The organism is Kribbella sp. DT2 (assembly GCF_049844575.1).
Lineage (GTDB): Bacteria > Actinomycetota > Actinomycetes > Propionibacteriales > Kribbellaceae > Kribbella.
This window is the reverse complement of the sequence record NZ_JBNCLH010000002.1, coordinates 596,867-622,664: the sequence shown is the minus strand read 5'-3', so window position 1 is coordinate 622,664 and position 25,798 is coordinate 596,867. Positions and strand designations below refer to the sequence as shown.

Here is a 25,798-nt window from a genome sequence, read left to right as displayed (position 1 = left end):
GAGATCGGCGACCGCGGTCGAGCGGTCTCCAGTGCGTCGAGGACCGACTGTTCTGCCGAGGTCAGTCCGGCGCGCTCAAGCATGCCGCGGCACCAGCTCGAAGACAACGATCCATGGATCGCCGCCATCAGGCGGTACCGGCTCCTGGCATTGACGGACGTGCAGCCCGGCGCTGCTGAACGCGTTGAGCCAGATGCTGAAGGACCGGGCGTACCAGGTGCGTGTCGTCGCCGACGTCGCGGTCTCGACGACCTCGTCCCGGCTGTCCGCGTCGCCGCTGCCGTACGCTCCGGGGTGCCGTAGCGAGACGATGCACCGTCCGTTGGGATCCAGCACGCGTCGTACCTCCGACAGGCAGTCGAGTGGTCCGACCAGATCGAGTACCAGTGACATCACGACCAGGTCGAAGGCCTTGTCCTCGTACGGCCACGGGAGAACGGTCAGGTCGACGCACCTCACGTCGACCCACGCGCCGAGGATGCGATCGGCTTCCGCACACGCCCGTGCGTCCAGGTCACACAATGACACCTCGGCCTGACGGCGCAGCAGCTCGACCGAGAGTGCGCCCACTCCCCCGCCGGCATCGAGAACCCTCGCACCTTGCAACTCTCCCGCAAGCCGCAGCAGCGCCGGACGGTCGTAGGAATCGTGAATCTCGTCCGTCATCGTGCGGCCCTCCCAGGGGCGACCGCTCTACTTCGCCAGATCAAGCCGGCCACCTCCGCCGTCCTGTACGACGAACATTCCTTCCGAGCGAATCCGCCAGCCCGAGCTGAGTTGGACACCGGGCTCGACGCACACCACCATGCCTTCTCGCAGTTCGGCACTCGAGTCGGACGTGAGGACCGGCAGCTCATGGACCTCGACACCGATTCCGTGTCCGAAGGCGATTCCTGGTGCGGGCTGCAGGTCTGCCTGGGTAATCATCGACATCGCGTCGGAGACCACCGAGCGCGCTTCCCGCCCGGGTCGAAGCCCGTCAGCAAGCTCATCCATGACGCCCTCGACCAGCTGGACCGCAGCCTTCGCCTCGGCGGAGATGTCACCGGGGACCCAGATCCTGGTGAGGTCTGTGCAGACACCCTGCAGGCGGATGCCGCTGTCCACGGAGACGATGCCGCAACTGTCGACCCTCGTTGCGTCGGGGTTGTACCAATCGACGGAGTGTTGCCCATCGACGGGAGCACTCGGGTCGAAGGACCACGTCCCTTCCCAGCCCTGACCGAAAAGAACTCGTTCGAGCTCCTGCACTACTTCGCGCGACGTAGCCGCCACAGTGACCGTCAGGCTGTCCAGTGCGGCGGCATGGTGTTGGGCGGCCCGGCGAAGGAGGATCAGGTCGAGGTCGTCCTTGATCTCACGAACCTTCCTCAGGGTGGCGTCTGCATCACGCACTCCCCGGGCGGCAAACGCCTGGATGGCTTCGGGAAGAGCGTGCCCGGTCCACCCGACACTGCCGTCCTGCTCGAAGCACTTGGTGATCGCGTCGGCCTTGGCTGCCGGCCGCCACTCGCCATCGTGCCAAAGCCCCGCCTCGCAGGTGAAACCCAGCCAGTTCCAGACCCAGCGATCGATGATGAGCACGGTACTGAAGCCGTCCGCGGCCAGGGCGTCCGCCGTACGTCGTCGACGTCCGGCGAAGGTGCTCTTCAGGCGTTGGACGGCCAACTCGTGCGGATCGTCGACAGCGCCGAACTCAGGCATGGGGAATCGGTCCCATCTCTAGAGGCTGCAGTGATCGAAGGCGAGGATGCCGGGCCGGAACGAGGCCCGCCGGAGAGTTCCCGACCAGTTCCGGGTCGATCACCCGGACGACGCGGTAGCCAAGGGGTCTCACGTCGTCAGTGGTCAGATCGAACCAGGCAGCACGACTGCCCAGTGGTGCGTCCCACCCCACGTCTTCCGCATCCTTGTCGGCGGTGCTGAGAGCGGGCCACTCGACGTCTCCATCGCCCCGGAGACGCCGGAGTGCGGCGGGCTGAACCTTGCGATCCAGGTAGTACTGGAGGTTCAGCGCCAGTTGCCACATGTCGGCCACCGGCACCTGCGCATAGTTGCGTTCCTCGCTCCAATCGAGCGTCGGGACAGGGAGCCGTCCGGCATCGACATGGGCCCAGAGTTCGGATCCGCGATCCAGCAGGGCTCGGCTCAGCGTGATGCTCTGCCACACCTCGGCCGCAGCCTTCTGCGTCGCGTCCCGGAGGCTTGTCCTGGCCGAGTACCCCGTGGTCACGATGTCGTTGACGCGATCGTGCGCGCACCCGGCAACGACGACGTACGGCGGTCTCCTCGCCAGCACCAGGAACCACGTGTCCACCGCGGGATCGGGGCAGGAGATCGACCGCTGCCACTCCTCAGGGAGCCGAGTGAGCCGGCGGGCGGGAACTCGTCCGTGCCACCACCGCATGGTCGCGTCTCGCTCGACCAACTCCGCTGTCGCCGCCTGCTTCGCGTGGTGGAAGTCGGCCCCGCAGGCGATCCCGGACAACGCGACCGGCAGCAACGGTCGACGCCGGGAAAATCTCGTGAAGTTCAAGATCACCTGCTCCGCAAGGGCGAAGACCTTCCGCTGCGGCTCGGTGACGGACTCCCCGCAAACCCATTGCTCGGCTTCGTGTTCGTCGAACCGGCGGAACACCCCCTTGTCCCAAGCCCGCTGGGGGATGTACGAGTCCTGATCGGGCTCGATGACTCGGTACTGCCGAGATCTCAGGTCTTCAGCAGAGGCCTCGGCCGTCGCCCGCGGGAGTGGGAAGTTCCCGGAGTAGCGTTCGACAGCTTCGCCGATCGCAGCCAGGCGTGCTGCCTCGTCGTCGAATGCCAGACCGCTGCCGGTGACGTCCGGGGCCCATCGCACATACTCCGCGAGATGCCCGATGGTGGCTACCCAACCCTTCAGAGCTGGTGGAGCAGAACCATCGACGCGGGTAGGCCTGACCTCTGACACCGGCCCCACCATCCGGTCGGTCACCGCTTCGACGTCGCCGGTCCGGAGGCCGGCACACGAGCAGGTTCCGGCCGTCGGCATCAACAGGTCTCGGGTAGTCGGAGAGCTGGGAACAGGCCGTACTACGTGGCTGTCGAACTCTGCGGACTCATCGTTGGCGTCACACGAGTAAGCCAGCTGGGAATCGGCGGCGGCAAGCCTGGCGACCGACTCTTGCAGCAGCGTCGCCCAGGACGGATCGTCGGAGCCCACCGTGGCCCCGGACATGAGCGGACGAAAGACGGACGGGTGCGGATGGCTTTGCGCCAGCCGGAGCGCCATGCACCACGCACAGACCGCGGCCGCCTCCCCGAACACGGGCCCGATCATGACTTTGCCGCGGTGGTAGAAGGCCGGCCGGAACGGCCGCCCGGCCGGGACCTGTCGTGTCCACGCTACGGGCGCCGCGAACGGTGTCAGAAAAAACCAGGATTCGCCGGCATTTGTCCATCGTGGCGCCTGTGGACGATGATGACCGCAGGCGACAGCGCCGACCCGGTGCGTCGCACCGAAATTGTCGGTGTGGCACCTACGGCCATCATCAAGCTGCCAAGAAAGCATGGAAATCAGACAGCTTCGCCCTCGAGGTACGAGAGCGGGTGGTGCTGATGGAGCGCGAAGTCCAGGCCGACCTCGTCGAGCAGCTCCACCATTTCCTGCAGCTCAGCCTCCGAGGGAACAGACTTCGCTCCACCCTCAGGCAGTTCGGATTCACTCATCGAACTCTCCTTCCAGCGTGTCGAAATACTGACGCTGTCGACCCTTCCAAACAAATGATTGGGTCGCAACCCCCGACCCGTGTTTTCCTGTATTTTCCGGCGCAGTGAATTGGGCACTACCGATCCGGCCCACCGGCACACGAATTCCTAGGCACACAACAATGCAGCCGTCATGGCAATTCGGAATCGGCACCGCAGGCGGAGCGAGAAGAACTGTCGACTGTTAACCGCGGGTCGGCGCGGTGAAGGTGAACTCGTGGCCGTTCTGATCACGGACCGACGCCTCGCGGCTCCCCCACGGCGTATCGTCAGGCGGGGACGTCACCGTGCAGCCCGCCTCGTCGAGGATCTGCACGGTCGCGTCGACGTCGTCCACGACGTACGTTCCGAGCCTGGTGGGTTGGGCATCCTTCGCCGGATGCAGATAGATCTCAACGGTCGCGCCCGGTGCTCCGTCCACACCGACCGTCATGCTGACGTCCCCGTCGGCTTCCTCGCGGCGCTCGAACCCCAAGACCTCTTCGTAGATCGCGGCCGTCGCGGCGACATCCACACACATCACCAATAGTCCCTTGAAGCGCGCAGCACTCACGGGATCCTCACTTTCGAATCATTTGCAGCAATATCCACTCTTCAGGTGGCCGGCGCGTGCGCCCCGAGCCTCGGCTCATCCATCCGCTCATCGAGATACGCCATCTCGGCATCGGACAAGACGTTCCGGAATGCGGAACCGTAGCGATCCCAGAATGCCTCGACACCGGCGTCCATAAGTATGTCCGTGCCGCGGTAGAACCTTTCACGGGCCAGGCTCTGAGCAACCTGTGCGAACACCTTCCCGGCTTTCCATTTCGAACCCCACATACTGTCGTCATGACGCCGGTACAGATACAGCGATTCAGGAAGGTTGGCGAGCGTCGCAGTGCCCGACACCCGGAGCCACAAGTCGTAGTCCTCCGCGAAGACAAAAGGCACACGATATCCGCCGGCATCCTCGATGGTTGTTCGCCGCATCATCATGGACCCATGGGTGAACGGGCAGATCCACGGCAAGATCTGCTGCAACTCGCCGTCGGAGCACGGAACAGGCCGGTCACGAGGCAAGTGGTTCGGGCCGATCGGTTCGCCGTTCTTGTCGATCAGCGTCGCCCGCGTACCCGCACAGGCGACGTGAGGGTTCCGCTCCATGAAGCCGACTTGACTCTGCAGCCGCCTCGGCAACGAGACGTCGTCGGCGTCTTGCCTGGCGATCAGCGGCGCTCGAGCGTGCTTCAGGCCGGTGTTCAGGGCTCCAGCGATCCCGCGAGTGCTCTCGTTCGGCAGGATGCGGATCCGCAAGGCGCCCGCGAAGCCCGCCACGATCTCCATCGACCGATCGGATGATTCGTCATCCACCACTACCAGTTCGAACCTGGTGAAGGTCTGATCAGCGAGCGACTTCATGGCCGAAGGCAGGTATCTCTCCTCGTTGTGGACCGGGAGAATCACCGACACTTCGGGCTTCACTCTGGTGCTCGATCCGCTCCGGCACCTGCGACAACCCCGAGACAGCTGTGGCGGGGGCAGGCGGAGCTCCTGATCGCTGGACAGAACCATGGTGGCCAGGTCCGGCGGATGTCCAACATGCTCTTCAACCTCCCTGGCTCTGTGAGGAGCTGCTTGGCTGAGCTGTGGTTACCTAAGGTGATCCGACGCGCACACCCCGACACGTTAACTTCGCGCGAAAGGCATCGCAAGGCCCGTTGCACCAACCTGCAATCGATCCTCGGCGATCACTCCGGGTCAGTCGTTCATGCCGAGGACGGTCCTTCAGCTCGCGGTCGAGCGCCCGGACACGCGTTCTGCGAGTTCTCGAATCGCCGGCATGAGATCGATCCCAGAATCCAGCATCCGAGCCATCCGCTCTGGGCTGGGGTCGAACGCGCAATCGCCCACCGACACGTCATGGTCAGGCTGGAACAAGACCGAGACGGGATCGCCGGCGCCGATTCTGCCTGTGCGCAGCACCTTGAGGTAGGCGCCGGGGCGTCGTGCGTGGGCGAATCTCCTGGTCCAGCCAGGTACCGCCATGCGGAACGCGAAGTTTCGGCACGGTGTTCTCGGCGATCGAACCTCGACCTCGACGGCGTCGGCGCCGGTCCCGATCCGCCATCGTTCGCCGATGAGCGCGTTGGAGACGTCCAAGCCGATCGAATCGAGGTTCTCTCCGAAGTACCCGGACGGAATCTCCCGATCGAGTTGAGCAGCCCACCAGTCGGCGTCTTCGCGGGCGTACAGGTAGAGAGCCTGGTCCGGGCCGCCATGTCGGCGGTACTGATGGGAGTCGCCGACCAGACCGAGCTCGGTGACCGCGATGCGTCCCGGCTGCGGTCGCTTGTCGATCGCCGTCAAGTTGGTCCCCTTCGCGCCTGGAATCAGCGCATGGACAACGTTGACGGCGATCACCTGTGCCATGTCCACATCGTCAAGCCTAGCTGTTCACCACGGTCACGCCCTAGCATGCATAGCCATGTCATCAGGAGGGCGACGTGACTGCTGACGGCCCACTCGACGTCGGGCTCGGAACCGGCCACGAGCGCTCACGCCACGGCCTGGGATCGGTGTCGGGCACGCTGCTTCAACGCACGATTCTGCCGTCGCCGGACGATCCGGAGAACGTGCGGTCGATGTACTTCGGCGCATCCCCGAACAGCTCGCCGTCCGCGCGGGTTCTCGACCCGCACACCCTTCGTGTCGAGGGACAGGGCGAGGTCTCGTTCGGAACCTATTTCAACGCGTTTCCGGCAAGCTACTGGCGGCGCTGGACAACAGTCACCGAGATACAACTGAGGTTGCGCGTCAGCGGTCGCGGCCGGATCGAGGTCTACCGCTCGGACCCGAGGGCGCAACGCACCTTGGTCCGAAGCATCCCCTGCCCGGAGGGAACCTCGATCGATATCGCGGTGACCTTGGACCTCGAGCCGTTCGAAGCAGGCGGCTGGTACTGGTTCGACGTCATCCCGGTGGACGGCGAGGTGATGGACGTCCACGATCCCCGGTGGTACGCACTCGCCGCTCCAGCGATCGGTGCGGACACGGTCCTCGGCATACCGACCATGGATCGTCCGGAGATGTGCGTCAGGATTCTCGAAACGGTCGCCGACGACACCGACCTCCTTGCCACGACTCTCGCCGTCGTCGTTGTCGACCAGGGGAACGAGAAGGTCGCTGCTCAGCCCGCTCTGGCCGCTGTCGACCGTCGTCTGGAGGGACGACTCAAGCTGGTCGACCAACCGAACCTGGGCGGTAGCGGCGGGTTCGCCCGCGTCATCCACGAAGCACTCGGCACCACCGCGGACCACATCATGCTGATGGACGACGACATCGTCGTCGAACCCGAATCCATCCATCGCGCCATCGCGTTCGCTCGCTTCGCGCGGCGTCCGACGCTGGTGGGGGCTCAGATGCTGAATCTGAAGAACAGGTCCCACCTTCACTCGATGGGCGAGATCATCGATCGGCATCACTTCGGGTGGCGCAAGGCTCCCGGCACCGAGTACGACCACGATCTCGGCCGGGCGTCCTTCGTGGGCACCGAGTGGCTGCATCGCCGGATCGACGTGGACTACAACGGCTGGTGGATGTGCTTGATTCCGCGCACGACAGCGGAAACCATCGGCCTGCCTCTGCCGCTGTTCCTCAAGTGGGACGACGCGGAGTACGGCCTCCGCGCGGCCGACCACGGTCACCCTACGGCGACGGTTCCCGGTATCGCCGTTTGGCACATGCCTTGGTCCGACCGTGAGCAACTCGCCGGCTGGCAGACGTACTTCTATGTGCGGAACCGCTTGATCACCGCCGCGCTCCACGGACCGGAACAACTGCCGGCCGAGCTCGTTCGCTCCAGCCTCCGTCGGACGGCCCGCCACCTGCTCGCGATGGAGTACTCGAGCGTCGCCTTGAGATTGATGGCGATCAACGATTTCCTCGATGGTCCCGAGCGGCTGTCCGACGACCTGCCCCGGGTGCTCCGTCGAGTGACCGCCTGCCGCGACCGTTACCCCGACGGCCGCATGGTCCCGAGGACCGACGTGCCGCACCCCTCGCCTGGCCTGCCCGCCGCCGCGACCAACGACGCCCGCCCCGTCGGGGCACTAGCTACCGCCCGACGGTATGCCTCCGCCTTTCTCCACAACGCCAGGCGTCCCCGGCCTCAGCACCACGAAGTTCCACAGCTCCATCTCCCGGCCGACGAGGCGCAGTGGTACCGGCTGTCCGGCCTGGACGGCGTCTCCGTGTCTGCCCGGGGCGGATCGGGGGTCGCCTTTCGGAAGCGGGACCGCAGAGCCTTCTGGTCCTTGCTGATCACCGGGCTACGCCTCCATCTCGCCTTGGGGCGTCAGTTCAGCAAGGTTCGTACGCGGTACCGGCGGGCCCACTCGGCGCTGGGCAGCCGCGGTGAGTGGGCTCGTCACTTCAGCTGATCACAGGTCGTCAGCCACACGCTTCACCACAGCGCACAGATCCAGCTGCGGGCGGATTCCCGTCAATCGGACCAGCCGTGTGATGTCTGCCCACGTGTGGGGAACCTCGGCGACATCGGCGGTGACGGTCTCGATCCGCGGCCGGGTGCCGGTCACCGTCGCGATCGCGGAGACCACCTCGCTCAACCGGCAGGGGTCGCCGGTCCCGACGTTGACGACGTCGTTGACCCGCTGATCGGCAAGGGCGATCAGCGCTCGAACCACCTCCCGGACATCGGTGAAATCCCTGGTCCGCTGCGGAGATCCGAAGATCGTGACCGGCCGGCCCGTCTTCGCCTGGCGAATCCAGCGATGCAGAGCCATATCGCTGCGCTGCCCTTCACCGACGACCGTGAACGGACGGACGACGGTCGTGGTCGTGCAGCCGTCGGAGGCCATTCGCCGCCGGCAGAGCTCTTCGGCCGCGATCTTGCTCCGGGCGTAGTCGCTGCGAGGTGTCAGCGGATCGCTTTCCACACTGGCTCGTTCCCGCTGACCGTGCCCATAGACGCTCGACGATGAAGTGAAGACGACGTGCGTTCGCGGGCGCACGTGGTTCAGCACGTACTCGGTGGCGAGAACATTGTCCCGGTACCGGAGGTGCTCGATGTCAGGCTGCTGATCGCGGACTCCTGGTCGCGCCGCGAGGTGGAACACCGTCGTTGCCTCCGCCAGTACGTCGTCGACCCGAGCATCTCCGGCGAGCAGATCGGCAGTCAGGGTGACAGTCTTCGCCGTTGGCACCAGGGACGCCCGGTCGATGGCCACGACATCGTGTCCGGCACTGGCGAGCTCGCGGCAGAGCAAGCGCCCGATGAACCCGGAGGCTCCCGTCACGACGGTACTCATCTGCCGGCGAGTGGGCGGGCGTTGTCGTCCAACGCGATCATCTCCTCACAACGCAAAAGCTGGCCGAAGCACCTTCTGGCAATAGTAGATCGTTGCCGGGCCGGAGGAGATTTCCTCGGTGTCTCCTGATCGGCGGGCGCGGCAGCTATCGTTGCCAGGATGAAGGCACCTTTCGACCTGATCGCGGATCGCTACGACGAGAGCAGGGGCGGGACCGAACGCGGTGAACGGTTCGCGAGCGTGATTGCCGACCTGTTCGACGACGAAGGGCCGATCCTGGAGTTGGGGGTGGGCACGGCTCTGGTCGGCGGTGCGCTTGCCGGGCACGGCTACCAGGTCTTCGGGATGGACATCTCAGCGGGCATGCTCAGCCATGCGCGGGACCGGATGCCTGGCCGGCTGGCTCTCGCCGACGTTTGCCGGCTGCCCTTCCGGAACGAATCCTTGGCCGGTTGCTACGCGATTTGGATGTTGCATCTGGCGTCGGATGTCTCCGTTGCGCTGGCCGAGGTCCGGCGCGTACTGCGGCCGGGCGGCCGCCTTGTGGTGGTACCGGCCAGCAACCGGCCGCGCGAAGACGCGATCGGGCGACTGATGTTCGCCATGCAGACGAAGCTGTTGGGCGAGCAGTCCCAAAAAGGTGGTGCCGACGAGCTCCTTCAGCTGGCCGCGCGGTGTGGCTTCACGCTGGCCGGACGGCGAGAGCTCGTCCAGAGCTATCAGCACGCCCCCGAGGCCATGGCACGCGAGATCGAGACCCGCAATTTCTCCAGCCTGCAGGACGTGAACGAGCAACAGTGGCACGAGATCGTGCTACCGACCGTCGCCGCGCTGCGAGCGCTTCCCGACCCGGTGAAACCGATCGATCGTACGACGGTCCACGAGGCTGTCATCCTCACACCGGCGCACGCCGGGTGAGGAAGGATCAACGGTCCCCGGGCTCCGCCTCACCGGAGCGCTGGAGATCGGCCACACGGGCGAACTGGGCCTCGTACAGTCGGGCATAGGTCCCGTTGGCACGGACGAGATCCTGGTGGCGGCCTTGCTCGACGATCCGTCCCCGCTCCATGACGAGGATCAGTTCGGCGTTCCGCACGGTCGACAGGCGATGGGCGACCACGAAGCTGGTCCGGTCTCGCAGCAGTGAGGTCGTGGCCTGCTGGATCAGCATCTCGGTGCGGGTGTCGACAGCACTGGTCGCCTCGTCGAGTACCAGGATCGGCGGCCTGACCAAGAACGCCCGAGCGATCGAGATCAGCTGCCGCTCACCGGCGCTGAGACCGGACTCTGCGTCCAGCCTGGTCTCGTAGCCATCGGGCAAGGTACGGATCAGGTGGTGCGCGTGCGCGGCGAGAGCCGCGTCGACGACCTCCTCGCGGGACGCGTCCGGGCGCCCGTAGGCGATGTTCTCGGCGATGGTTCCGCTGGCCAGCCAGGTGTCCTGCGGAACCATCCCGATGTGCCGGCGAAGGGACTGCCGGGTCATCGCGGTGATGCCGGTTCCGTCGATGCTGATCGTGCCGGCATCGACCTCGTAGAAGCGCAACAGCAGGTTGATCAGCGTCGTCTTCCCGCCACCGGTAGGACCGACGATCGCGACCATCCGTCCCGGCTCGACGGTCAGCGAGAGATCTTCGATCACTGGCACGTCGGCGCGATAGCGAAAGGAGACCCGGTCGAACACGACTCGGCCTTCGGCGATGACGGCGGGCCGCCCGGCCGAGGTCCCTGCCGGCTCTTCCTCCACGTCCTGGAGGTCGAAGACGCGCTCAGCCGACGTGACTGCCGACTGGATCTGCCCGGCCAGGGACGCGAGCGTCGTCACCGGTTGGTTGAAGTTCAGGACGTACTGGACGAACGCCTGGATGCCACCGATGGTCAACGTACCGGCGGCCACCTGCAAAGCACCGATAACGGCCACCAGCACGTACGTGGCGTTGCCGATGAATGCTGTGACCGGCGCGGTGAGACCGGAGACGAACTGCGACCGCACACTCGCATCCCGCAGTTCGTCGTTGGACGAACCCAGGACGCGGGCCGCCTGATCCTGACGGCCGAACGCAGCGATGAGGTCGTGCCCGCTGTAGGTCTCCTCGACGTGGCCGGCCAGCTTGCCGGCCACGGCCCACTGCTTGGCGAAGGCCGGCTGCGCCTGCTTGCCGATCCCCCGTGCCGTGAGCACGGTGAGCGGCGCTGTCGCGAGGACGATTCCAGCCAGAACCGGCGAGATCCGCAACATCATCGCGAGCGTCCCGACGATCAGCAGGCTCGATCCGAGCACACGCGCGAAGACCCGCTGCAACGTGTTCGCGAGGTTGTCGATGTCGCTGGTGGCACGGGACAGGACCTCACCCCGCGGCCGAAGGTCGAAGTAGCTGACCGGTAGCCGAAAGATCTTGGCCTCGATGCCGACCCGAAGCCTGCCTGCCATCGCCTGCACGACAGCCGCTATCAAACGCCCCTGCGCGATCTGGAGCAGCCACGAACAGACGGTCAACCCCGCGGCGATCAGGAGCAGCCGCCGCAGCGCGGCATGGTCGACTCCGTCGCCGCGGATGCCCTTGACGCCCAAGTCGGTTGCCTGCCCGAGCAACGTCGGCACGACAACGGTCAAGCCGACGCCGGTGACCGCGAGGACGACGACCGCGACGAGCCGGGCGCGGTCAACCCCCAGAGTCGCAACGACCCTCAGCGCGGTGATGCGGAACCGCACCTTGTGCGCCGCGGGCTGTGGGGACCCACTCATCGCAACTGCCACGACGAGAGCTGCGAGCTGACAAGCTCTGCATAGGTGGAGCTCGCGGCGAGCAACTCTTGATGCGTACCGGCCGCCTCGACCCGGCCAGAACTGAGAACGATGATGTGATCGGCATCGTGAACGGTCGACACCTGTTGGGAGACGTCCACTTGGGTGGCATGGCCGATCTCCGTCGTCAGGGCTTGTCGCAACGCCGCCTCGGTCGCCGCATCGAGGGCGGAGAACGCGTCGTCGAACAGGTAGATCCGCGGTTTGGCCACCAGCACCCGGGCAATCGCCAGCCGCTGACGCTGGCCGCCGGACACGCTGCAGCCTCCCTGTCCTACCGCTGCGTCGAGTCCGCCGGGCATCGCCTCGACGAAGTCACGCGCCTGCGCGACCTCCAGCGAATGCCACAGCTCGTCGTCAGTGGCATCGGGATTGCCGTAGCGCAGATTGAAGGCAACTGTTCCGGAGAAGAGGAACGGCTGCTGTGGCACCAGGCCGACCAGCCGAACAAGATCGCTCCTGCGCATCCGGTGGACGTCTGTACCGTCGATCGAAAGGGTGCCGGCCTCCGTGTCGAGCAGTCGGGCGATGAGCTTGACCAGCGTCGTCTTACCGCTCCCCGTGGAACCCACGACCGCGGTGAGCCGGCCTGGCCGGGCCACAAGGTCGACATCCCGTACGGCCGGCTCCTCCGCGCCCGGATAGCCGAAACTGACCCCGCTGAGTTCCAGCTGTCCGGGGCCCGACGGCGATGGGTCAGGCGCCACGGGGTCGATGATCGAAGGTGTGGTGGTCAGCACCTCGCCGATCCGCACAGCACTGGCCCGGGCGGCCGGCAGCATGATGAAGACGCCCATCGCCACCATCACCGCGTTCAGTGCCAAGGCCAGATAGCTCAGGACCGCGATGAGAGTTCCCGGCTCGAGCTGCCCCGCGGCAACGCGAGGACCGCCGATCCCGATCACCACCACAGCGGCAAGGGTGGAGATCAGGATCGCCGTCGCGCCGAAGAACACCTGCAGTCGTCCGGTCCGGACTCCTGCCGCGGTCAGCTCCTGGACGGCATCGGCGAAGCGGCGTTGTTCATGGGTGGTACGTACGAACGCCCGAATCACCCTGGTGCCGATGATCTGTTCCCGCATCACCTTGTTGACGCGATCGACGTGGCGCTGGGTAGCGGTGGCATGGGGAATCATCCGGCCGATGACAAACCCGATGACCGCCACCAGGATCGGCAGCTCGACGGCGAGCACGGCCGACAACGACACACTTTGCCCCAGCGCGAGGGCCACGCCGCCGATGCCGATCAGAGGCGCGGGAAAGGAGATCGCCAAGGCAGTGAAGACCAGCATCTGAATCAGCTGCACGTCGTTGGTGGTCCGGGTCAACAACGACGCGACACCGAAACGTGCGACGTCGAGCCCGGAGAATCGCTGCACCTGTGCGAACACGTCGGTACGGACCTGGTTGCCCAGGTTCATCGCGATGCCGGCGCTCAGCCGAACGGCCCATGCCGCACAGCAGACCTGCAGGACGGTGAGGGCCAGCATGAGGCCGCCACCAGAGATGACGTGGCCGATGTCGTCGACCAGTACTCCGTGGTCGATGACATCGGCGTACAGCGTGGGGATCAGCAGCGTGGCCAGCACCTGCACGGTGTGCACCACGCCAAGGATGCCGATCACCTTGCGATGGGACCCGAACCGGCCACGCAACAGCGCTGTGAGCGCGGGGGTGTGACGCCGCTGAGTTGGCAACCGCTCCTCCTCGAAACGTCATGTTACCTTCGGCTGATGGGCCGCGCACTGGACATCTTTGCCGACTACAGCGCTGACGACGCGAACCTCGTACTCGCCGCCACCGTGGCCGATCGCGCGGTGGAGCGAACGCGGAGTGGACTGTTGGTGTACTCGGCCCACCACGCCGGCCGAGTCCTGGCCGACGAGTCCCTGTGGAGTGACCGGAGCTCCAGCCGCCGACTCGACACCGCGGATCCCGCGCACCGGCAGCTGTTCGAGAGCACGAGAGGGTTCTTCGCCAAATGGCCGGTGTTCTCGGACGGGGAGTACCACGACCGGGTTCGGTCGGCGATCGTCCGCGGTCTTCGTCGGCTGTCGTTGGCCCAGGCCGAGCCGGCGTGGAAGTCCTTTGCGACACGGCGGATCACCGAACTGCGCGGCGAGAGATTCGACTGGATGGCCGACGTCGCCCGTCCGGTCGCCGAGCACGCGGTGTCGTCCATCGTGGGCGACGATGCGGCCCAGCTCATCGCCTGGGGATCTGTTCTGATCGACGAGCTGGCGACACCTGCGCTGCAGGCCGACCGCGCGGCGGAGACGATGGCCGCGATCTCTGAGCTGCACGGCTGGCTCGACGCGCAGATCCGGGCCGGCCGCGGAGCCACCGCACCACTCGTCGCCGAGCTCTCGGCGCTGTGGAACTCACCGGCTGCGGGGCCGGAGGCGGCGACCGCCGCACTCGCCCAGGTCGTCACCGGCGCCTACGATCCCGTCGTCGCCACGGTCGGTCTGATCGGTGAGTCTCTCGACCGAGCCGCGTTGCGTACCCTGCCACTGGAGACGCTGCGGGACGAGGCGTTGCGGCTGGCCACGCCCTTCCGCTTCACGAGCAGATACCCTCGACGACCGGTCACGATCGGCGGACATCGGCTGTCGATCGGGGATCGAGTGGTCATCGGTCTTGCCACCGCCAATCTCGACCCCACCGCCTTTCCCCACCCGCTGCGGTGGGCCAACCGCAGCGGGTCCGCCCGCTCGTTCACCTTCGGCGGCGGGCGTCACTACTGCCCAGGTGTGGGCATCGCCAAAGGCATCACAGGGAGCCTGCTCGGCAGCCTGTCGGCGTCGGATCTGGTCTTCCAGCCGGAATCGGTGATCCGTGCACCAGAACTTCCCATCCGGCGTTACCAGGCGATCCACGGCTACCTGGCCTGATCCTCATCAGGCGGCGGCTCCGGCGGCTCGATCCAGAGCGTTCGCCCGGCACAGAGCCGTGCAGACGACACGGCGAAGCTGATCCGGTCGACGACCCATGCCTCGTCGGCCGGCAGCGGACCGGGTGCCACCTTGGCGATGGTCACGTGCGGCCAGTACCGGTCAGCCGGAGCCACTGATCCGAACTGCGCGGCAAGCGCCTCGGCCACTGCGGACCGATAGTCCATCAACGCTGGGTCGGGAGCCACTTCGGCGACCAGACTTCGAGTCTCCTCCGCGCCGACAACGCGGGCCCTGCCCGTCAGTGTGAGCCTGGCCGGAGGTTTGGTCTCCACACGGCCGACGACCTTGCGGACGACATCACAGCGCTCCGCGGTCAGCCAGCCGAGGAAGGCCAAGGTGACATGAAGAACCGCGGGTTCGGCCCAATCCAAGGCGACGGGAACGTCACCTGACAGCCGGCAGTGCTGTGCGACTGACAGGGACTCGCACGGGGCGACAGCGACGAAGCAGCGCGGATAAGCCGGGGAGAGTCCGCTCATCCTCGCCCCACGGCGGCGAGGCGACGCGTCAGCTCGGATCGGTACGCCTCGGAATCAGCACGAAGCCGGTCGCTCAAGCCAAGCGCCCGGGCGCGGACCGCCGGCTGACTCAGGTTCGCGATGCCATCCACGATGGCCTCTCCGGAGCACTCCTGCGCACTCATCAGCTGACCGACCCCGAGTTCCTGCAGTACCAGGCCGTGAGTGGACTGCTGGGTCCGCGGATTGTCCGGAACGACCAACTGTGGAACGCCGGCCATCAGCGCCGACAAGGTGGTGCCGTGGCCACCGTGGTGCATCACCACGGTGGCGTTGGCCAGTGCGGCGGCATTGGGAACGTAACGCTCGACGACCACGTGGGAGGCGGCCGCGGGAAACTCGTCGTCCGGATCGGCGACCAGCCAGCGTCCGGCAGGCGACTGCGCGGCATCGGCGACAGCGGCGAAGCGACGCGGGTCACCGAGCGTCGTTCCGAAGGTGACGTAGTACAGCGGCCGCCCCAGCTCGGCGATCAGCCGCGACCACCGATCGACCTCCGCCACCGAGGCGTCATAGGTCAGCGCACCTGCGAACACGATCGTGTCCTCGTCTGCCTGCCAGGCCTGCGGAGCGACCGCGGCGGTCCGGGGGAAGCCCCGCACGATGTTGAGGACACCGGACCGCAGCGTGTCCGGCACTGTCGCCAGGTCGACGTCGATCGCTTCCTTGGCGGCGACCTCCCGCAGGTTCCTGGTCAGCCCGTCCGGGTCCGAAACTGTCTGACGCGACGTTGCGTGGAGGAGCGCCTCGACGCCATCCGTGTAGTAGGACACGTACGGGATGCCGCAGGCGGCAGCGGTCAGGACGGCAGCGAAGTAGTCCTTCCCGATGACCATCGCGGCGCGGTGCCGAGCGACCAGATCGCGTTGGTCGCGCACTGCGGCCCGAACCAACCGGGGGTCGCAAAGCTGCTCGAGGTGCGGTCGGCGCCGCGGGTCGTCCCGGTCCAGGTGTTCCAGGTCGTGCGACGGCAGGCAAGCCCACGGGTACTCCAGGTTCAGCCGGCGCACGTGGCCGAGTGCCGCGGTGCCGGTGATCAAGACCGGTAGGAAACCTGCCTCCCGGACCACGTTCGCGAGGGCGACGCCGTGATTGACATGCCCGACGGTGGGCGGTACGACGACCATCGCGCCCGGCGGCGTCACCGGACCAGTTCCCTGCCGATGTCCAGTCCCCGTTGCAGGGCACTGTCGGAGTTGATGTAGGACCACTCTCCGAACCGGCCGCCGAGGATGACGCCGTGTCCGGCGTAGAACTCTCGCAGGTCCGCGACCGCGGCCGGTGTCTGGGTCGTCGCGACCGGATACGCATAGCGAACTTCGCGCACGTCGCAGGCGCCGACGTCGGCCGGCGAGCGCAGCAGTCCCATCCGCACCAGCGCCGCGACCACCCGGTCGACCAGACCGTCACGCGCGACCTGCTTGTGTTCGGAGAACGAGACCTCGGCCTGCATGCCGAAAACCGGGGCCGCGGCGAGCGACGACGACGAGTTGTTGTTGAGCACCAGCTTGTGGAACGGAATCTCCGGATCAGCGGCGTACACCCGGTGCATGTCCGACGCGTTCGCCGGATCCACTGCAAGGCTCACCAGATACAGGGAGTTGTGCCGCAGACGCTGCGCGATGCTCCTGACCTCAGCGGGTGCGTCGATGGTTCGGGCGACCAGGTCCGGCAACGGCAGCGTCGCCACCAGAGCGTCGAACGGCAACGCCGTCCCGGACTTGGTCACCACTGTCCGCCGGGCCAGATCCACCTGCCGGAACTCGTCGTACTGGATCCGGTGCTCTACCGCTGTGCTCAGCGGGCGGTAGAGCTCGACGAAGCCGCCCTGGTGGGGATAGCGGACGTTGGCGTTGGGGTACTTGCGGTAGTCGCGTCGCGACAGCGCACCGAGCACGATGTCCTCGAGATCGGGCTGCACGATCCGTTCACCTGTCCACTGCGGTGCCACGACGTCGAGCGGATGCGCCCACAGCTTCTCGTTGTACGGCATCAGGAAATGCCGGGCGATGCCGTCACCGAAGGATGCGGTGATCCACTCCCGAAGACTGGCGGGTGGGTCGCCGGCAGCCGCGGCTTGCCGCGCCGCACCGAGCAGACAGTCCGCGACGACGTCGACCGGCAGGCCGAAGAGGTTGGACTGGAACGGGTAGGGCACGAACGTGCCGTACGCGTAGACCCAGGCGTTGCGTGGCTGGCGGTACAGCTCGTGCGGCGCGAACCGGGTCAGCAACTCGTCGACCTCGGCGTGCTTGGTGAAGAAGGCGTGGCCGCCGTAGTCGAACGTCGCACCGCCGACCGTGAACGAGCGGCACAGACCACCCGCCTCGGACTCCCGCTCGAGCACGATGCAGTCCTGATCACCAAGGGCATAGGCGACGCCGAGACCGACCGGGCCGGCGCCCACCACCACGGTCCGCACGGCCGGACCTCAGTCGAGTTCCAGATCGAGCTCGGCTCGCAGGTGCCGACGGGCGGCTGCCTCCAGTTCCTCGGGCCACTCCAGATCGCAGCGACCGTGCAGTTCCCTGGACAGCGGCAGAAAGGCCCGGGCGCAGGCAAGGTGACCGGCCAGGGCGGCGGCGCGAGTCGCCTCGATCGCCGGCAGTTCGGCCAACTCGGCCAGCCGCTGCGGCGGCAGCAGTCCCTTCAGACGCAGCACGCCGCCGCGGTCCTCGACCGCGACGTCCTCGAGCATCAACTGGATCAGCAACTGCCGCAGCAAACCCGTGCCGGACGCCGCGACCACGTACTCTTCTCTCCCGACCACCACAGGAAGCAGACCGAGGACCCGCAAGAACTCGGTCGTCAGGCCCGCGACCCGGCCAGGATTCGGCGCCAACGCCTCACCGACGTCCTTGAGTTTCTCGGTCAGACCGGCCCGGTCGAACAGCGGCCGGAGCGTCGAGCGGCTGCGGTTGGGGACGTCCTCGGGGGTGCCGATCGCGATGTCGAAGCGCTGCCAGTCCGGCGTGACCGCATTGAACACCGGCCCGCCACCCACTTGTTGCCGCAGCACCGTCGGCGTGATCCGATCGGACAGTTCGGGCCAGTCCTCGATGAAACCGGCCACGTCGTCAGCCGACACCACCAGCCAGACATCCACATCGCTGTAACGATCAGCCGTGCCCCGCCCGCGGCTACCACTCAGCCACGCCGCCAACACGCGCGAATCATCCTGCAGAGCCTGGCTGATGCTGTTGATCAGCTTGTCCGAATTCATCGTCGCCCCAGTCTGCCGTGGTTTGTAGCACTCTATGAAGTTCGAGATGCCCTGACAACACGGTGTCGCGCGGTGGCGACGCAGCGGCATGGTCCATACGATGGTTCGGATGTGGAACGAGGATCACGCCGTCGTCGACCGGTTCCTGAAGCACTACCGGACCCCGCGAGGGCGAGTGCGCATCGAGTTGATCACGCGCCAGATCGGCGAGCACCTCGCCGTACGGCCGGCCCGACTCGTCGACGTGGGCGCCGGCGGCGGTCAGCAGGCGGTCGCGCTCGCGCGTCAAGGACACCATGTCACCTTGGTGGAGCCGTCGCCGCTAATGCGGCGCCGGGCCGAAGAACTGATCAGCAGCCTGCCCCCCGGACTGCGGGCCCGGATGACAGTCCTTGCGATGACCGCCGAAGAAGCGGCCGATGAACTGCCCGCCGGTGGTTTCGACGGAGTGCTGTGCCACGGCGTTCTGATGTACAGCGCCGATCCGGAGCCCCAGGTCCGCGCCCTCGTTCGTCTCTGCGCCCCCGGCGGACTCGTCTCGGTGGTCACCAAGAACGCGGCCGCGCTCGCCTACCGACCGGCCTTGCAAGGGGACTTTGCCGAGGCGCTCGCCAGCTTCGGGGCTCAGAGCACGACCGGATGGCTCGGCGCCGCCACCCGTGGCGACACGGTCGAGGGATTGACGGCCGTCCTGCAGCGATACGGCGTTTCACAGCAGGCCTGGTACGGAGTCGGCGTGTTCAGCGATCATCGCGCTGACCTGGACAGCCTGCCCGAGGACGAACTGCTGCTGCTCCAGGCCGTCGAGTACGAGGCGAGTCGCCGAGATCCCTACCGGGCAACGGCCCGACTGGTTCATGTGCTCGGAATTCAGCAGTCCGCACAGTGAGATCGGCAAGGGCAGCCCGGCTCAAGTCGGCCAAGGTGCTCCCCGACCCCGGCGAGGACATCCCTGCTACCAGCACGCCGACACCGCTGACGGCCCACTCCCGGGCAAGGAGACGATGAGCGGCGGCAACAACTGGCGTGCTGCCCACCAGCACGATGTCGTCGGAAACCGACAGCAGGACGCCGACCCGACCAGCTGCCGGCTGTCCGTCGTTGATTCCGGCGACAAGCCGCGGAACTTCCACGATGAACCACCGCCCGAGCTGAGCTCCACGCGCCAGAAGCTCGCGGCCGGACAGCACCTCGCCCACCAACGCCGGCCGGAAGCCGCGCGCGTCCAGACGTGCCAGGCCGAGCCCGTTCGGCACCACCTCACGTGCCAGCAGGTCTTCCACCGACATGTGGCCCAGGAACGCAGGGAACCCCGCGGGATCCCAGCATGCGACGACCGACCGCCATTCCCTGCTGATCTGCCGGGCGAACGGATGCCGCGCGGTCGCCAACGCCGCACCGACATCGTCGAGGGAGATCGGCGAGCTACCGGAGAACTTCGTGCGCAACGCCTCCTTCGGCGCCGGGTCGCGCTGAACCAGGCGCCAGGCCGCCTCGAACCGCGGCCATGATCCGGGCTCCAGGCCGACTGCTTCATCGGCGCGGTGCAGCGTGGTGAGGATGCCGATCCCGGTCAGCCAGTCCCGCGACGCGGCGAGGTTCGCTTCGACCACGTCAGCCTCGCGTTCGGGGTACATCAGGACGCAGTGACCAGGCGTAGCGTGGATCACCCGGCAGTGCCGACGACCGACCGAGCTCGCGCTGAGGCCGATCGAGCGGGTGATCCCGACCAGGAGCGCGTACCGGGCCCGCTGGCGCCACAACGTGACCGGTCTCGAGGCATCGTGCAGGAGCGTCCGCGCCGACGCCAGGCGGACCGCTGAGAGAACCCAGGCCCCGTGGTCGGGATCGTCCGCCATACCGCGCCTCCCAGGTCCAGGGCCCAGCCGTTCGCTGCCATCGTAGGAAGTGGCGGCCGGCCCTGCGGACCTTATGCTCAGCCTGCAGCGCGGGTAAACTCCCCGGACTTGGTGCGCTGTGACGCCGTGAGATCCGGCAGAGGCAGGAGGCCGCATGCAGGCGGGAGAGTCCGCTCCGCACGACATCAAGACGCCGCCCGGTGCCGAGGGCTGGCAGGAGATGTATCCCGAGTACCTTCTCTTCAGCCCCGAGAACTCGACGTGGGAAAGCAGCGCGTTCTGGCTCCAGGACAGCCTGCACCATCCCGGCGTGAAGTACCCCTTCGACTCGATCGTCAACGAGGCGGTGCGCCTGGCCAAAGGGCAATGGACCTCACGGGTGTTCTCCCTGCCCGGCGGTTACGGCACCGAACACCGGATCCTCAACGGTTATTCGTATCTGAGCCCGGTGCCGGTGACCGACACCCAGGAGCGAGCGGTCCGCGCCGAGGTCTTCGCCGATCGATCCGACTACTACTACGCGAACTGGCCACGCCTTCACCGCAGATGGCTGGACCGGGTGACGGCGCTGATCGCCGACACCGACGCCGTTGCCGTCCCGGATCTGCCCACGCTGGAAAAGGATCAAGTCCTGCGCGACGGCGCCGTCAGGGCCAGCAGCAGGCTGCTCCTCGAGCGGTACGACCGAACGATCGCCAATCTGTTCACGGCCTGGCAGCATCACTTCGAGCTGCTGACGCTGGGATATTCGGCCTACCTCAGCCTGTACGACCTGGCCCAGCACTACTTCCCCGGCGTCACCGACCAGACTGTCGCCCACCTGCTGGCCGGCCACGACAGCGTGCTCTTTCGCGCCCAGGACGGAGTCGTACGGCTCGCCGCGACTGCGACGCAGTACGGTCTCGAGGACCTGATCCACGGGCACGACTACTTCGAAGCTCTTCCCCTCCTGCAGCAACGTGAGACAGGACGTGCATGGCTGGCGGCGTGGCAGGACCTCGCGGATCCCTGGTTCAACATCGCGAGCGACAGCGGGCTGAAGCACGACAGCAGATCATGGCGGGACCACCCAGAAGTGGTCTGGAACCACATCCGGCAACGACTCGGCGACACCTCCGGGTCCGCCGCCCGACCCACGGCCGCCGACCGCCGTCGACAGGCGGACGAACTGGCCGCCTCCTATCGACGCCTCCTCAGCTCGCCCGAAGCACGGCAACAGTTCGACGGCGCCCTGGACTCCGCGCGGCAGGTCTGCGCGTTCGTCGAGGATCACTCGTTCTACCTGGAGAACTGGTTCCACCTCGTCTTCTGGCGCAAGATCCGGGAGTTCGCGACGGTACTGGTGAACGCCGACCTTCTGCGCACGCAGGATGATGTCTTCCTGCTGAACAGGTTCGAGGTCGCTCAGGCCTTGTACGAAGCCGCCGCGTCCTGGAGCACCGGTGCGCCCACCGGCATGCGTCGCCGCATCCAGGATCGTGTTCGACGGCGGCTCGAGATCATCGACGCGTTGAAGCGCTGGCAGCCGCCCGCCGGCCTTGGCAACGAGCCGACCGCCGGAGGCGATCCAGCGATCCGCCTGCTCTTCGGCGCGGACGGCGACCAGCCGCGGCCGGCAGTCGGCCTGTCCGGTCACGCGGCGAGTCCTGGCCGGGTGCAAGGACGGGTGCGGGTGGTTCGCAGTGATACCGAGCTCGACCTGGTCCAACCCGGCGACATCCTGGTGGCGGCGACCGCATCCGCCGTCTGGACGGGGGTTTTCGACATCATCGGGGGTTTCGTCACCGAGATCGGTGGCGTGATGGCCCACGCCGCGATCGTCGCGCGCGAGTACGGCGTACCGGCGGTCGTCGGCGTGCGCTCCGCCTGCAGCACGCTGTCCACCGGCCAGCGGGTCGTCCTCGACGGCTCCGCCGGAACCGTCATCCCGGTCGAGGAGGAAAGCTGACCAGTCGCATCGTGCCGCTGTCGGAGGTTGACGATCGCCGGTTGGTGGGCGGGAAGGCTCATGTCCTCGGGCGGCTCCGCCGCGACGGTTTCGCCGTGCCGCCGGGTTTCGTGATCACCGAGAACGCGCCGGTACTGACCGGTGCCGGTCAAGAGGCGGAACAGGACGGGTCCGAGTGCCACCCGCTGACACACGCCGAACTGACCGCCGCGTGCCGCAGGTGGATCGGTCATGGCCGAGCGGTGGCCGTCCGCTCCAGCGCCGTCGCAGAAGACGGGCCGCAGCGATCCTTCGCCGGTCAGTTCACCAGCTTCCTCGATGTCTGCGGCATCGAGGCCATCATCGATGCGGTCGCACGCTGCCGCGCCAGTGGACGTGATGGCCGGGCCGAGCGCTACCGGACCCACCTCGAGGCCGAGTCCGGTGCAGAGGCCGACGAACCGTCGTTTCGGCAGATGCCCGTTCTTGTTCAGGAAATGGTGCGTGCCGACTGGGCCGGTGTGCTCTTCTCGGTCGACCCTGTCCGGCCGGATCCGGCGGTCCTGGTGGTCGAGCTGGTGCCGCAGTCCGCCGCCCTCGTCTGCGACGGAAGCGTCGACCCGCTCCGGTACCGCGTTGATCGTCTCTCGCTCAGCGTCCTCGACGGGCCTGCTGCCGACGGCGGCATCACGCCCGACTCGCCTCTGGTCGCCGAAGTGGCCCGCGTCGGCCTGGCACTCGAGCAGGCGCTCGGCGGCCCACAAGATGTCGAGTGGGCCGCACAGGACGGCGAGCGTCCTCGAGTGAGCATCCTTCAATCCCGGGCGATCACCACGCTGCCATCGACCGCCGGGCAGAAGTTCGGCGTCGCGGATGTCTTGCGGAGGCTGTGAAACCAGTAGCCGACGCGGACCTCAGTCGGCACTCCACAGCGGACGCCCCTGCGAGAAGTGCGGAGAAATCCTGTTCTCGTACAGGGTCAGCGCCGATGCGATCGCCATGTGCATGTCCAGGTACTGATAGGTCCCCAGCCGACCACCGAACAGCACGTTGGCCCGGCGCGACTCCGCGGCGGCGAGTTCGCGGTAACACTTCACCAGTTGCCGATCCGCGGGCGTGTTGACCGGATAGTACGGTTCGTCCCGCTCTCCAGCGGCTCGGGAGAACTCACGCATGATGACGGTGCGATCCCTGGGATAGGAAGTCCGCTCCGGGTGGAGATGCCGGAACTCGTGAATTCGCGTGAACGCGACCTCGCGGTCGGCGTAGTTGACCACCGCGGTCCCTTGGAAGTCCCCCGTGTCGACGACTTCGCGAGAGAAGTCCAGCGTACGCCAGCCGAGCGCGCCGCGGCTTCGGCCGAAGTACTCATCCAACGCGCCTGTGTAGACCACGGGCGTCGTCGGTGGAACGAGGTGCCGCACTTCGGCGAAGTCGACGTCGAGTTCGAGCTGTATGTTCGGATGGTCCGCCATCCCGCGCAGCCAGGTGGTGTATCCGTCGAGCGGGAGGCCCTGGTACTTGTCGTCGAAGTAGCTGTCGTCGAAGGTGTACCGGACCGGGAGCCTGCCGACCAGCGATGCCGGAAGCTCGCGCGGATCAGTTTGCCATTGCTTCGCGGTGTAGTCGCGGTAGAAGGCCTCGTAGAGAGCGCGTCCGACGACAGAGATGGCCTTCTCTTCGAAGTTCCCGGCGGCGCCGGCGGCCTCCTGTGCCTGCGCCGCCACGAATGCGCGCGCATCAGTTGGGCTGAGGTGCCGGCCGATGAACGCACAGATCGTCGCAAGGTTGACCGGCATTGGATAAACCTGTCCGCGATGGACGGTGAAGACCCGATGGCGATAGTTCGTGAAGGCCGTGAACTGGTTGACGTACTGCCAGACCCGGTCGCTCGAAGTATGGAAGAGATGAGATCCGTAGCGGTGGACCTCGATACCGGTCGTGCTGTCGGCTTCCGAATAGGCGTTGCCGCCGAGATGCGGGCGTCGCTCCAGGATCAAGACCCGACGTCGGGAGTCGCGCGCTACCCGCTCGGCCACAGTCAGACCGAAGAGGCCGGACCCTACGACCACAAGATCTGTCTGTTGCAGGGCATCACCTGGTCGAGGTGTGCAGGAGGCCTGCCCTGTCATCAGACCAGGCCTGTTCGACAGCAGCGCCGTTGCGCTTCGGCAATCACGTCAGCACACCTACCCCTCCGGCGAACTCGCCACAGACGAACACCAACGCTTCCTCGCCGTACTGCGTGGTCGCAACTGTGCAACTGCGGATCGTCTGCACTCGAACGGAAGAACGAGAGTACGCGCAACGAGATCTCGCGACTGATACAACGCGAACTGTATGGGTTGTACCTGGCGCAGACCGCAATGCCGTCGTAGTGTCGCTGAACGTTACCAATCTAGTCCGCTTGCCAGGTTCCGTCCGCCTCGGGGCGCTCGGTCCGCGACCCTGCAGGATTCGATGGGGGTGCCAGCTTGTCTTCCCGACCGCCCAGTTCGTCGTGGAGTAGCGCCGACCATGAGGTAGCGGCAGTGCCGATCGAACTCAGCAGACTCAGCCCCGGAGTGGTGCTCCGACGGGTCGGCGTCGACGAGGACTACGCGGTTCGGCTCGCTGATTCGGATGCGGAGTTCGCGCCGGTACTGGTTCAGCGGGAGTCGTTGCGAATCGTCGATGGATTGCACCGTTGGCGTGCGGCACACCTGCGCGGTTCGGCGCAGATCCTTGCCATCCTCGTTGACGACGACGACGAAGAGGCCTTCTTGAGAGCCGTCCGCGCGAATGGTGCGCATGGCTTGCCTCTTGAACCGGCCGACCGCAAGGCGGCCGCCGCTGGGATCATCGCGATCCGCCCAGACTGGTCCGACCGCGCAGTCGGACGCGAAGTCGGACTGTCGGCGAAGGTCGTGGGAGTGATCAGACGCGCGGATCGCCGAGCCAGCGCTCGCACTGCGCGGCGCGGCCTGGACGGGAGAGTCCGGCCCATCAACGCGGCCGCAGGACGCAGGATGGCCACTGAGATCCTGGAGCGCCGACCGGACGCCTCACTCCGTGAGGTGGCCAGATCCGCGGGAATATCGGCGTCAACGGTGCGTGATGTCAAAGCGCGGCTCGAGCGAGGTGAGGATCCGGTACAACCACGTCAGGCGACCACGAGGGCGAAGAACCGGTCCACTGGCGCCTCTTCGATGCCCGAGGATCGCGCGCCCGGCGCACTCCTGGACAGCCTGATGCGCGACCCCTCCCTGCGGTACACGGAAGCGGGACGGACGGTCCTCAGCTCCTTTCGGCTCCAGGCGGACCTCATCGAAGGTCAAGCGGTGCATGGCCTACCGGCGCTCAGCTTGCAGCGGATCGCTGAACTGAGCCGCCGAAATGCCGTGAGGTGGGGGGATATCGCCAACTCGGCGTTCGGATCACAGGACCGTACCGGCTGACACGAAGACCGCCGGCAC

22 protein-coding genes are annotated in these 25,798 nt (G+C 66.7%); 7 read left to right on the top strand and 15 right to left on the bottom strand.

The window, feature by feature from the left end; all coding sequences use genetic code 11:
• Positions 1–75: 75 nt before the first annotated feature.
• The 7 genes from ACLQ2O_RS11635 to ACLQ2O_RS11605 form a co-directional block, all read right to left on the bottom strand.
• Positions 76–666 (bottom strand): class I SAM-dependent methyltransferase, encoded by a 591-nt coding sequence (locus tag ACLQ2O_RS11635; protein WP_425830216.1) that lies wholly within the window; start codon positions 664–666, stop codon positions 76–78.
• A 27-nt stretch (positions 667–693) separates the two neighbouring features.
• Positions 694–1,704, bottom strand: coding sequence for a M24 family metallopeptidase (locus ACLQ2O_RS11630; RefSeq protein WP_425830214.1), 1,011 nt, complete (start codon positions 1,702–1,704; stop codon positions 694–696).
• Positions 1,697–3,547: a YcaO-like family protein gene (locus ACLQ2O_RS11625; protein ID WP_425830212.1), complete on the bottom strand. Its 1,851-nt coding sequence runs from the start codon at positions 3,545–3,547 to the stop codon at positions 1,697–1,699. Before ACLQ2O_RS11625 ends, ACLQ2O_RS11630 begins: the two co-directional genes overlap by 8 nt.
• Before the next feature lie 5 nt (positions 3,548–3,552).
• Positions 3,553–3,705, bottom strand: coding sequence for a hypothetical protein (locus ACLQ2O_RS11620; protein ID WP_425830210.1), 153 nt, complete (start codon positions 3,703–3,705; stop codon positions 3,553–3,555).
• Between the two features lie 223 nt (positions 3,706–3,928).
• Positions 3,929–4,297, bottom strand: coding sequence for a VOC family protein (locus ACLQ2O_RS11615; protein WP_425830208.1), 369 nt, complete (start codon positions 4,295–4,297; stop codon positions 3,929–3,931).
• A gap of 41 nt (positions 4,298–4,338) precedes the next feature.
• On the bottom strand, positions 4,339–5,208 hold the full coding sequence (locus tag ACLQ2O_RS11610) for a glycosyltransferase family 2 protein (protein ID WP_425830206.1): 870 nt from the start codon (positions 5,206–5,208) through the stop codon (positions 4,339–4,341).
• A gap of 303 nt (positions 5,209–5,511) precedes the next feature.
• Positions 5,512–6,156: an MOSC domain-containing protein gene (locus tag ACLQ2O_RS11605; RefSeq protein ID WP_425830204.1), complete on the bottom strand. Its 645-nt coding sequence runs from the start codon at positions 6,154–6,156 to the stop codon at positions 5,512–5,514.
• 74 nt (positions 6,157–6,230) lie between these two features.
• Here ACLQ2O_RS11605 and ACLQ2O_RS11600 point away from each other — a divergent pair, with 74 nt between their 5' ends.
• Positions 6,231–8,165, top strand: coding sequence for a glycosyltransferase (locus ACLQ2O_RS11600; protein WP_425830202.1), 1,935 nt, complete (start codon positions 6,231–6,233; stop codon positions 8,163–8,165).
• Here ACLQ2O_RS11600 and ACLQ2O_RS11595 read toward each other — a convergent pair whose 3' ends face one another.
• Positions 8,166–9,053, bottom strand: a complete 888-nt coding sequence (locus ACLQ2O_RS11595; protein WP_425830200.1) for an NAD-dependent epimerase/dehydratase family protein — start codon at positions 9,051–9,053, stop codon at positions 8,166–8,168. It lies immediately after the preceding gene.
• A 159-nt stretch (positions 9,054–9,212) separates the two neighbouring features.
• Between ACLQ2O_RS11595 and ACLQ2O_RS11590 the strand changes: the two genes are divergently transcribed.
• The gene (locus ACLQ2O_RS11590; RefSeq protein WP_425830198.1) at positions 9,213–9,971 is read left to right on the top strand and encodes a class I SAM-dependent methyltransferase; all 759 of its coding nucleotides are present in this window, start codon (positions 9,213–9,215) and stop codon (positions 9,969–9,971) included.
• Between the two features lie 7 nt (positions 9,972–9,978).
• Here the strand turns inward: ACLQ2O_RS11590 and ACLQ2O_RS11585 are convergent, their stop codons facing one another.
• Both ACLQ2O_RS11585 and ACLQ2O_RS11580 read right to left on the bottom strand, forming a co-directional pair.
• The gene (locus ACLQ2O_RS11585; RefSeq protein WP_425830196.1) at positions 9,979–11,799 is read right to left on the bottom strand and encodes an ABC transporter ATP-binding protein; all 1,821 of its coding nucleotides are present in this window, start codon (positions 11,797–11,799) and stop codon (positions 9,979–9,981) included.
• Positions 11,796–13,484 carry an ABC transporter ATP-binding protein gene (locus ACLQ2O_RS11580; RefSeq protein WP_425830193.1) on the bottom strand — a complete coding sequence of 563 codons (1,689 nt, stop codon included), beginning with the start codon at positions 13,482–13,484 and terminating at the stop codon, positions 11,796–11,798. Before ACLQ2O_RS11580 ends, ACLQ2O_RS11585 begins: the two co-directional genes overlap by 4 nt.
• A gap of 108 nt (positions 13,485–13,592) precedes the next feature.
• On the opposite strand from ACLQ2O_RS11580, the gene ACLQ2O_RS11575 reads away from it, so the two are divergent.
• The gene (locus tag ACLQ2O_RS11575) at positions 13,593–14,753 is read left to right on the top strand and encodes a cytochrome P450 (protein WP_425830191.1); all 1,161 of its coding nucleotides are present in this window, start codon (positions 13,593–13,595) and stop codon (positions 14,751–14,753) included.
• Here the strand turns inward: ACLQ2O_RS11575 and ACLQ2O_RS11570 are convergent.
• The 4 genes from ACLQ2O_RS11570 to ACLQ2O_RS11555 are packed head-to-tail and all read right to left on the bottom strand — an operon-like array spanning position 14,741 to position 18,557.
• Positions 14,741–15,295: a 2'-5' RNA ligase family protein gene (locus ACLQ2O_RS11570; RefSeq protein WP_425830189.1), complete on the bottom strand. Its 555-nt coding sequence runs from the start codon at positions 15,293–15,295 to the stop codon at positions 14,741–14,743. The genes ACLQ2O_RS11575 and ACLQ2O_RS11570 overlap by 13 nt on opposite strands.
• Entirely contained in the window at positions 15,292–16,479 is a 1,188-nt protein-coding gene (locus ACLQ2O_RS11565; RefSeq protein ID WP_425830187.1) for a glycosyltransferase, read from the bottom strand. The genes ACLQ2O_RS11570 and ACLQ2O_RS11565 overlap by 4 nt, the downstream gene beginning before the upstream one ends.
• The gene (locus ACLQ2O_RS11560; protein ID WP_425830185.1) at positions 16,476–17,756 is read right to left on the bottom strand and encodes a protoporphyrinogen/coproporphyrinogen oxidase; all 1,281 of its coding nucleotides are present in this window, start codon (positions 17,754–17,756) and stop codon (positions 16,476–16,478) included. The genes ACLQ2O_RS11565 and ACLQ2O_RS11560 overlap by 4 nt, the downstream gene beginning before the upstream one ends.
• A gap of 9 nt (positions 17,757–17,765) precedes the next feature.
• Positions 17,766–18,557, bottom strand: coding sequence for an aminoglycoside 6-adenylyltransferase (locus ACLQ2O_RS11555; protein WP_425830183.1), 792 nt, complete (start codon positions 18,555–18,557; stop codon positions 17,766–17,768).
• Between the two features lie 109 nt (positions 18,558–18,666).
• Between ACLQ2O_RS11555 and ACLQ2O_RS11550 the strand changes: the two genes are divergently transcribed.
• The 3 genes from ACLQ2O_RS11550 to ACLQ2O_RS11540 all read left to right on the top strand — a co-directional run bounded on the left by ACLQ2O_RS11550 (position 18,667) and on the right by ACLQ2O_RS11540 (position 23,236).
• Entirely contained in the window at positions 18,667–19,446 is a 780-nt protein-coding gene (locus tag ACLQ2O_RS11550) for a class I SAM-dependent methyltransferase (RefSeq protein WP_425830181.1), read from the top strand.
• 1,124 nt (positions 19,447–20,570) lie between these two features.
• Positions 20,571–22,364, top strand: a complete 1,794-nt coding sequence (locus tag ACLQ2O_RS11545) for a PEP-utilizing enzyme (RefSeq protein ID WP_425830179.1) — start codon at positions 20,571–20,573, stop codon at positions 22,362–22,364.
• 11 nt (positions 22,365–22,375) lie between these two features.
• Positions 22,376–23,236 carry a PEP/pyruvate-binding domain-containing protein gene (locus ACLQ2O_RS11540; RefSeq protein WP_425830177.1) on the top strand — a complete coding sequence of 287 codons (861 nt, stop codon included), beginning with the start codon at positions 22,376–22,378 and terminating at the stop codon, positions 23,234–23,236.
• Between the two features lie 21 nt (positions 23,237–23,257).
• Here ACLQ2O_RS11540 and glf read toward each other — a convergent pair whose 3' ends face one another.
• Entirely contained in the window at positions 23,258–24,475 is a 1,218-nt protein-coding gene (glf, locus tag ACLQ2O_RS11535) for a UDP-galactopyranose mutase (RefSeq protein ID WP_425830175.1), read from the bottom strand.
• Positions 24,476–24,874: 399 nt separating this feature from the next.
• Between glf and ACLQ2O_RS11530 the strand changes: the two genes are divergently transcribed.
• A complete protein-coding gene (locus tag ACLQ2O_RS11530; protein WP_425830173.1) occupies positions 24,875–25,780 on the top strand; it encodes a ParB N-terminal domain-containing protein in 906 nt (301 codons plus the stop codon).
• Positions 25,781–25,798 lie beyond the last annotated feature (18 nt).

Coding starts and splice junctions, on each gene's coding strand:
- ACLQ2O_RS11585 (WP_425830196.1), bottom strand. CDS start 11,799: ATGAGTGGGTCCCCACAGCCCGCGGCGCACAAGGTGCGGTTCCGCATC.
- ACLQ2O_RS11545 (WP_425830179.1), top strand. CDS start 20,571: ATGCAGGCGGGAGAGTCCGCTCCGCACGACATCAAGACGCCGCCCGGT.
- ACLQ2O_RS11590 (WP_425830198.1), top strand. CDS start 9,213: ATGAAGGCACCTTTCGACCTGATCGCGGATCGCTACGACGAGAGCAGG.
- ACLQ2O_RS11630 (WP_425830214.1), bottom strand. CDS start 1,704: ATGCCTGAGTTCGGCGCTGTCGACGATCCGCACGAGTTGGCCGTCCAA.
- glf (WP_425830175.1), bottom strand. CDS start 24,475: ATGACAGGGCAGGCCTCCTGCACACCTCGACCAGGTGATGCCCTGCAA.
- ACLQ2O_RS11555 (WP_425830183.1), bottom strand. CDS start 18,557: ATGAATTCGGACAAGCTGATCAACAGCATCAGCCAGGCTCTGCAGGAT.
- ACLQ2O_RS11595 (WP_425830200.1), bottom strand. CDS start 9,053: ATGAGTACCGTCGTGACGGGAGCCTCCGGGTTCATCGGGCGCTTGCTC.
- ACLQ2O_RS11620 (WP_425830210.1), bottom strand. CDS start 3,705: ATGAGTGAATCCGAACTGCCTGAGGGTGGAGCGAAGTCTGTTCCCTCG.
- ACLQ2O_RS11625 (WP_425830212.1), bottom strand. CDS start 3,547: ATGCTTTCTTGGCAGCTTGATGATGGCCGTAGGTGCCACACCGACAAT.
- ACLQ2O_RS11575 (WP_425830191.1), top strand. CDS start 13,593: ATGGGCCGCGCACTGGACATCTTTGCCGACTACAGCGCTGACGACGCG.
- ACLQ2O_RS11605 (WP_425830204.1), bottom strand. CDS start 6,156: ATGGCACAGGTGATCGCCGTCAACGTTGTCCATGCGCTGATTCCAGGC.
- ACLQ2O_RS11550 (WP_425830181.1), top strand. CDS start 18,667: ATGTGGAACGAGGATCACGCCGTCGTCGACCGGTTCCTGAAGCACTAC.
- ACLQ2O_RS11570 (WP_425830189.1), bottom strand. CDS start 15,295: ATGAGCGGACTCTCCCCGGCTTATCCGCGCTGCTTCGTCGCTGTCGCC.
- ACLQ2O_RS11635 (WP_425830216.1), bottom strand. CDS start 666: ATGACGGACGAGATTCACGATTCCTACGACCGTCCGGCGCTGCTGCGG.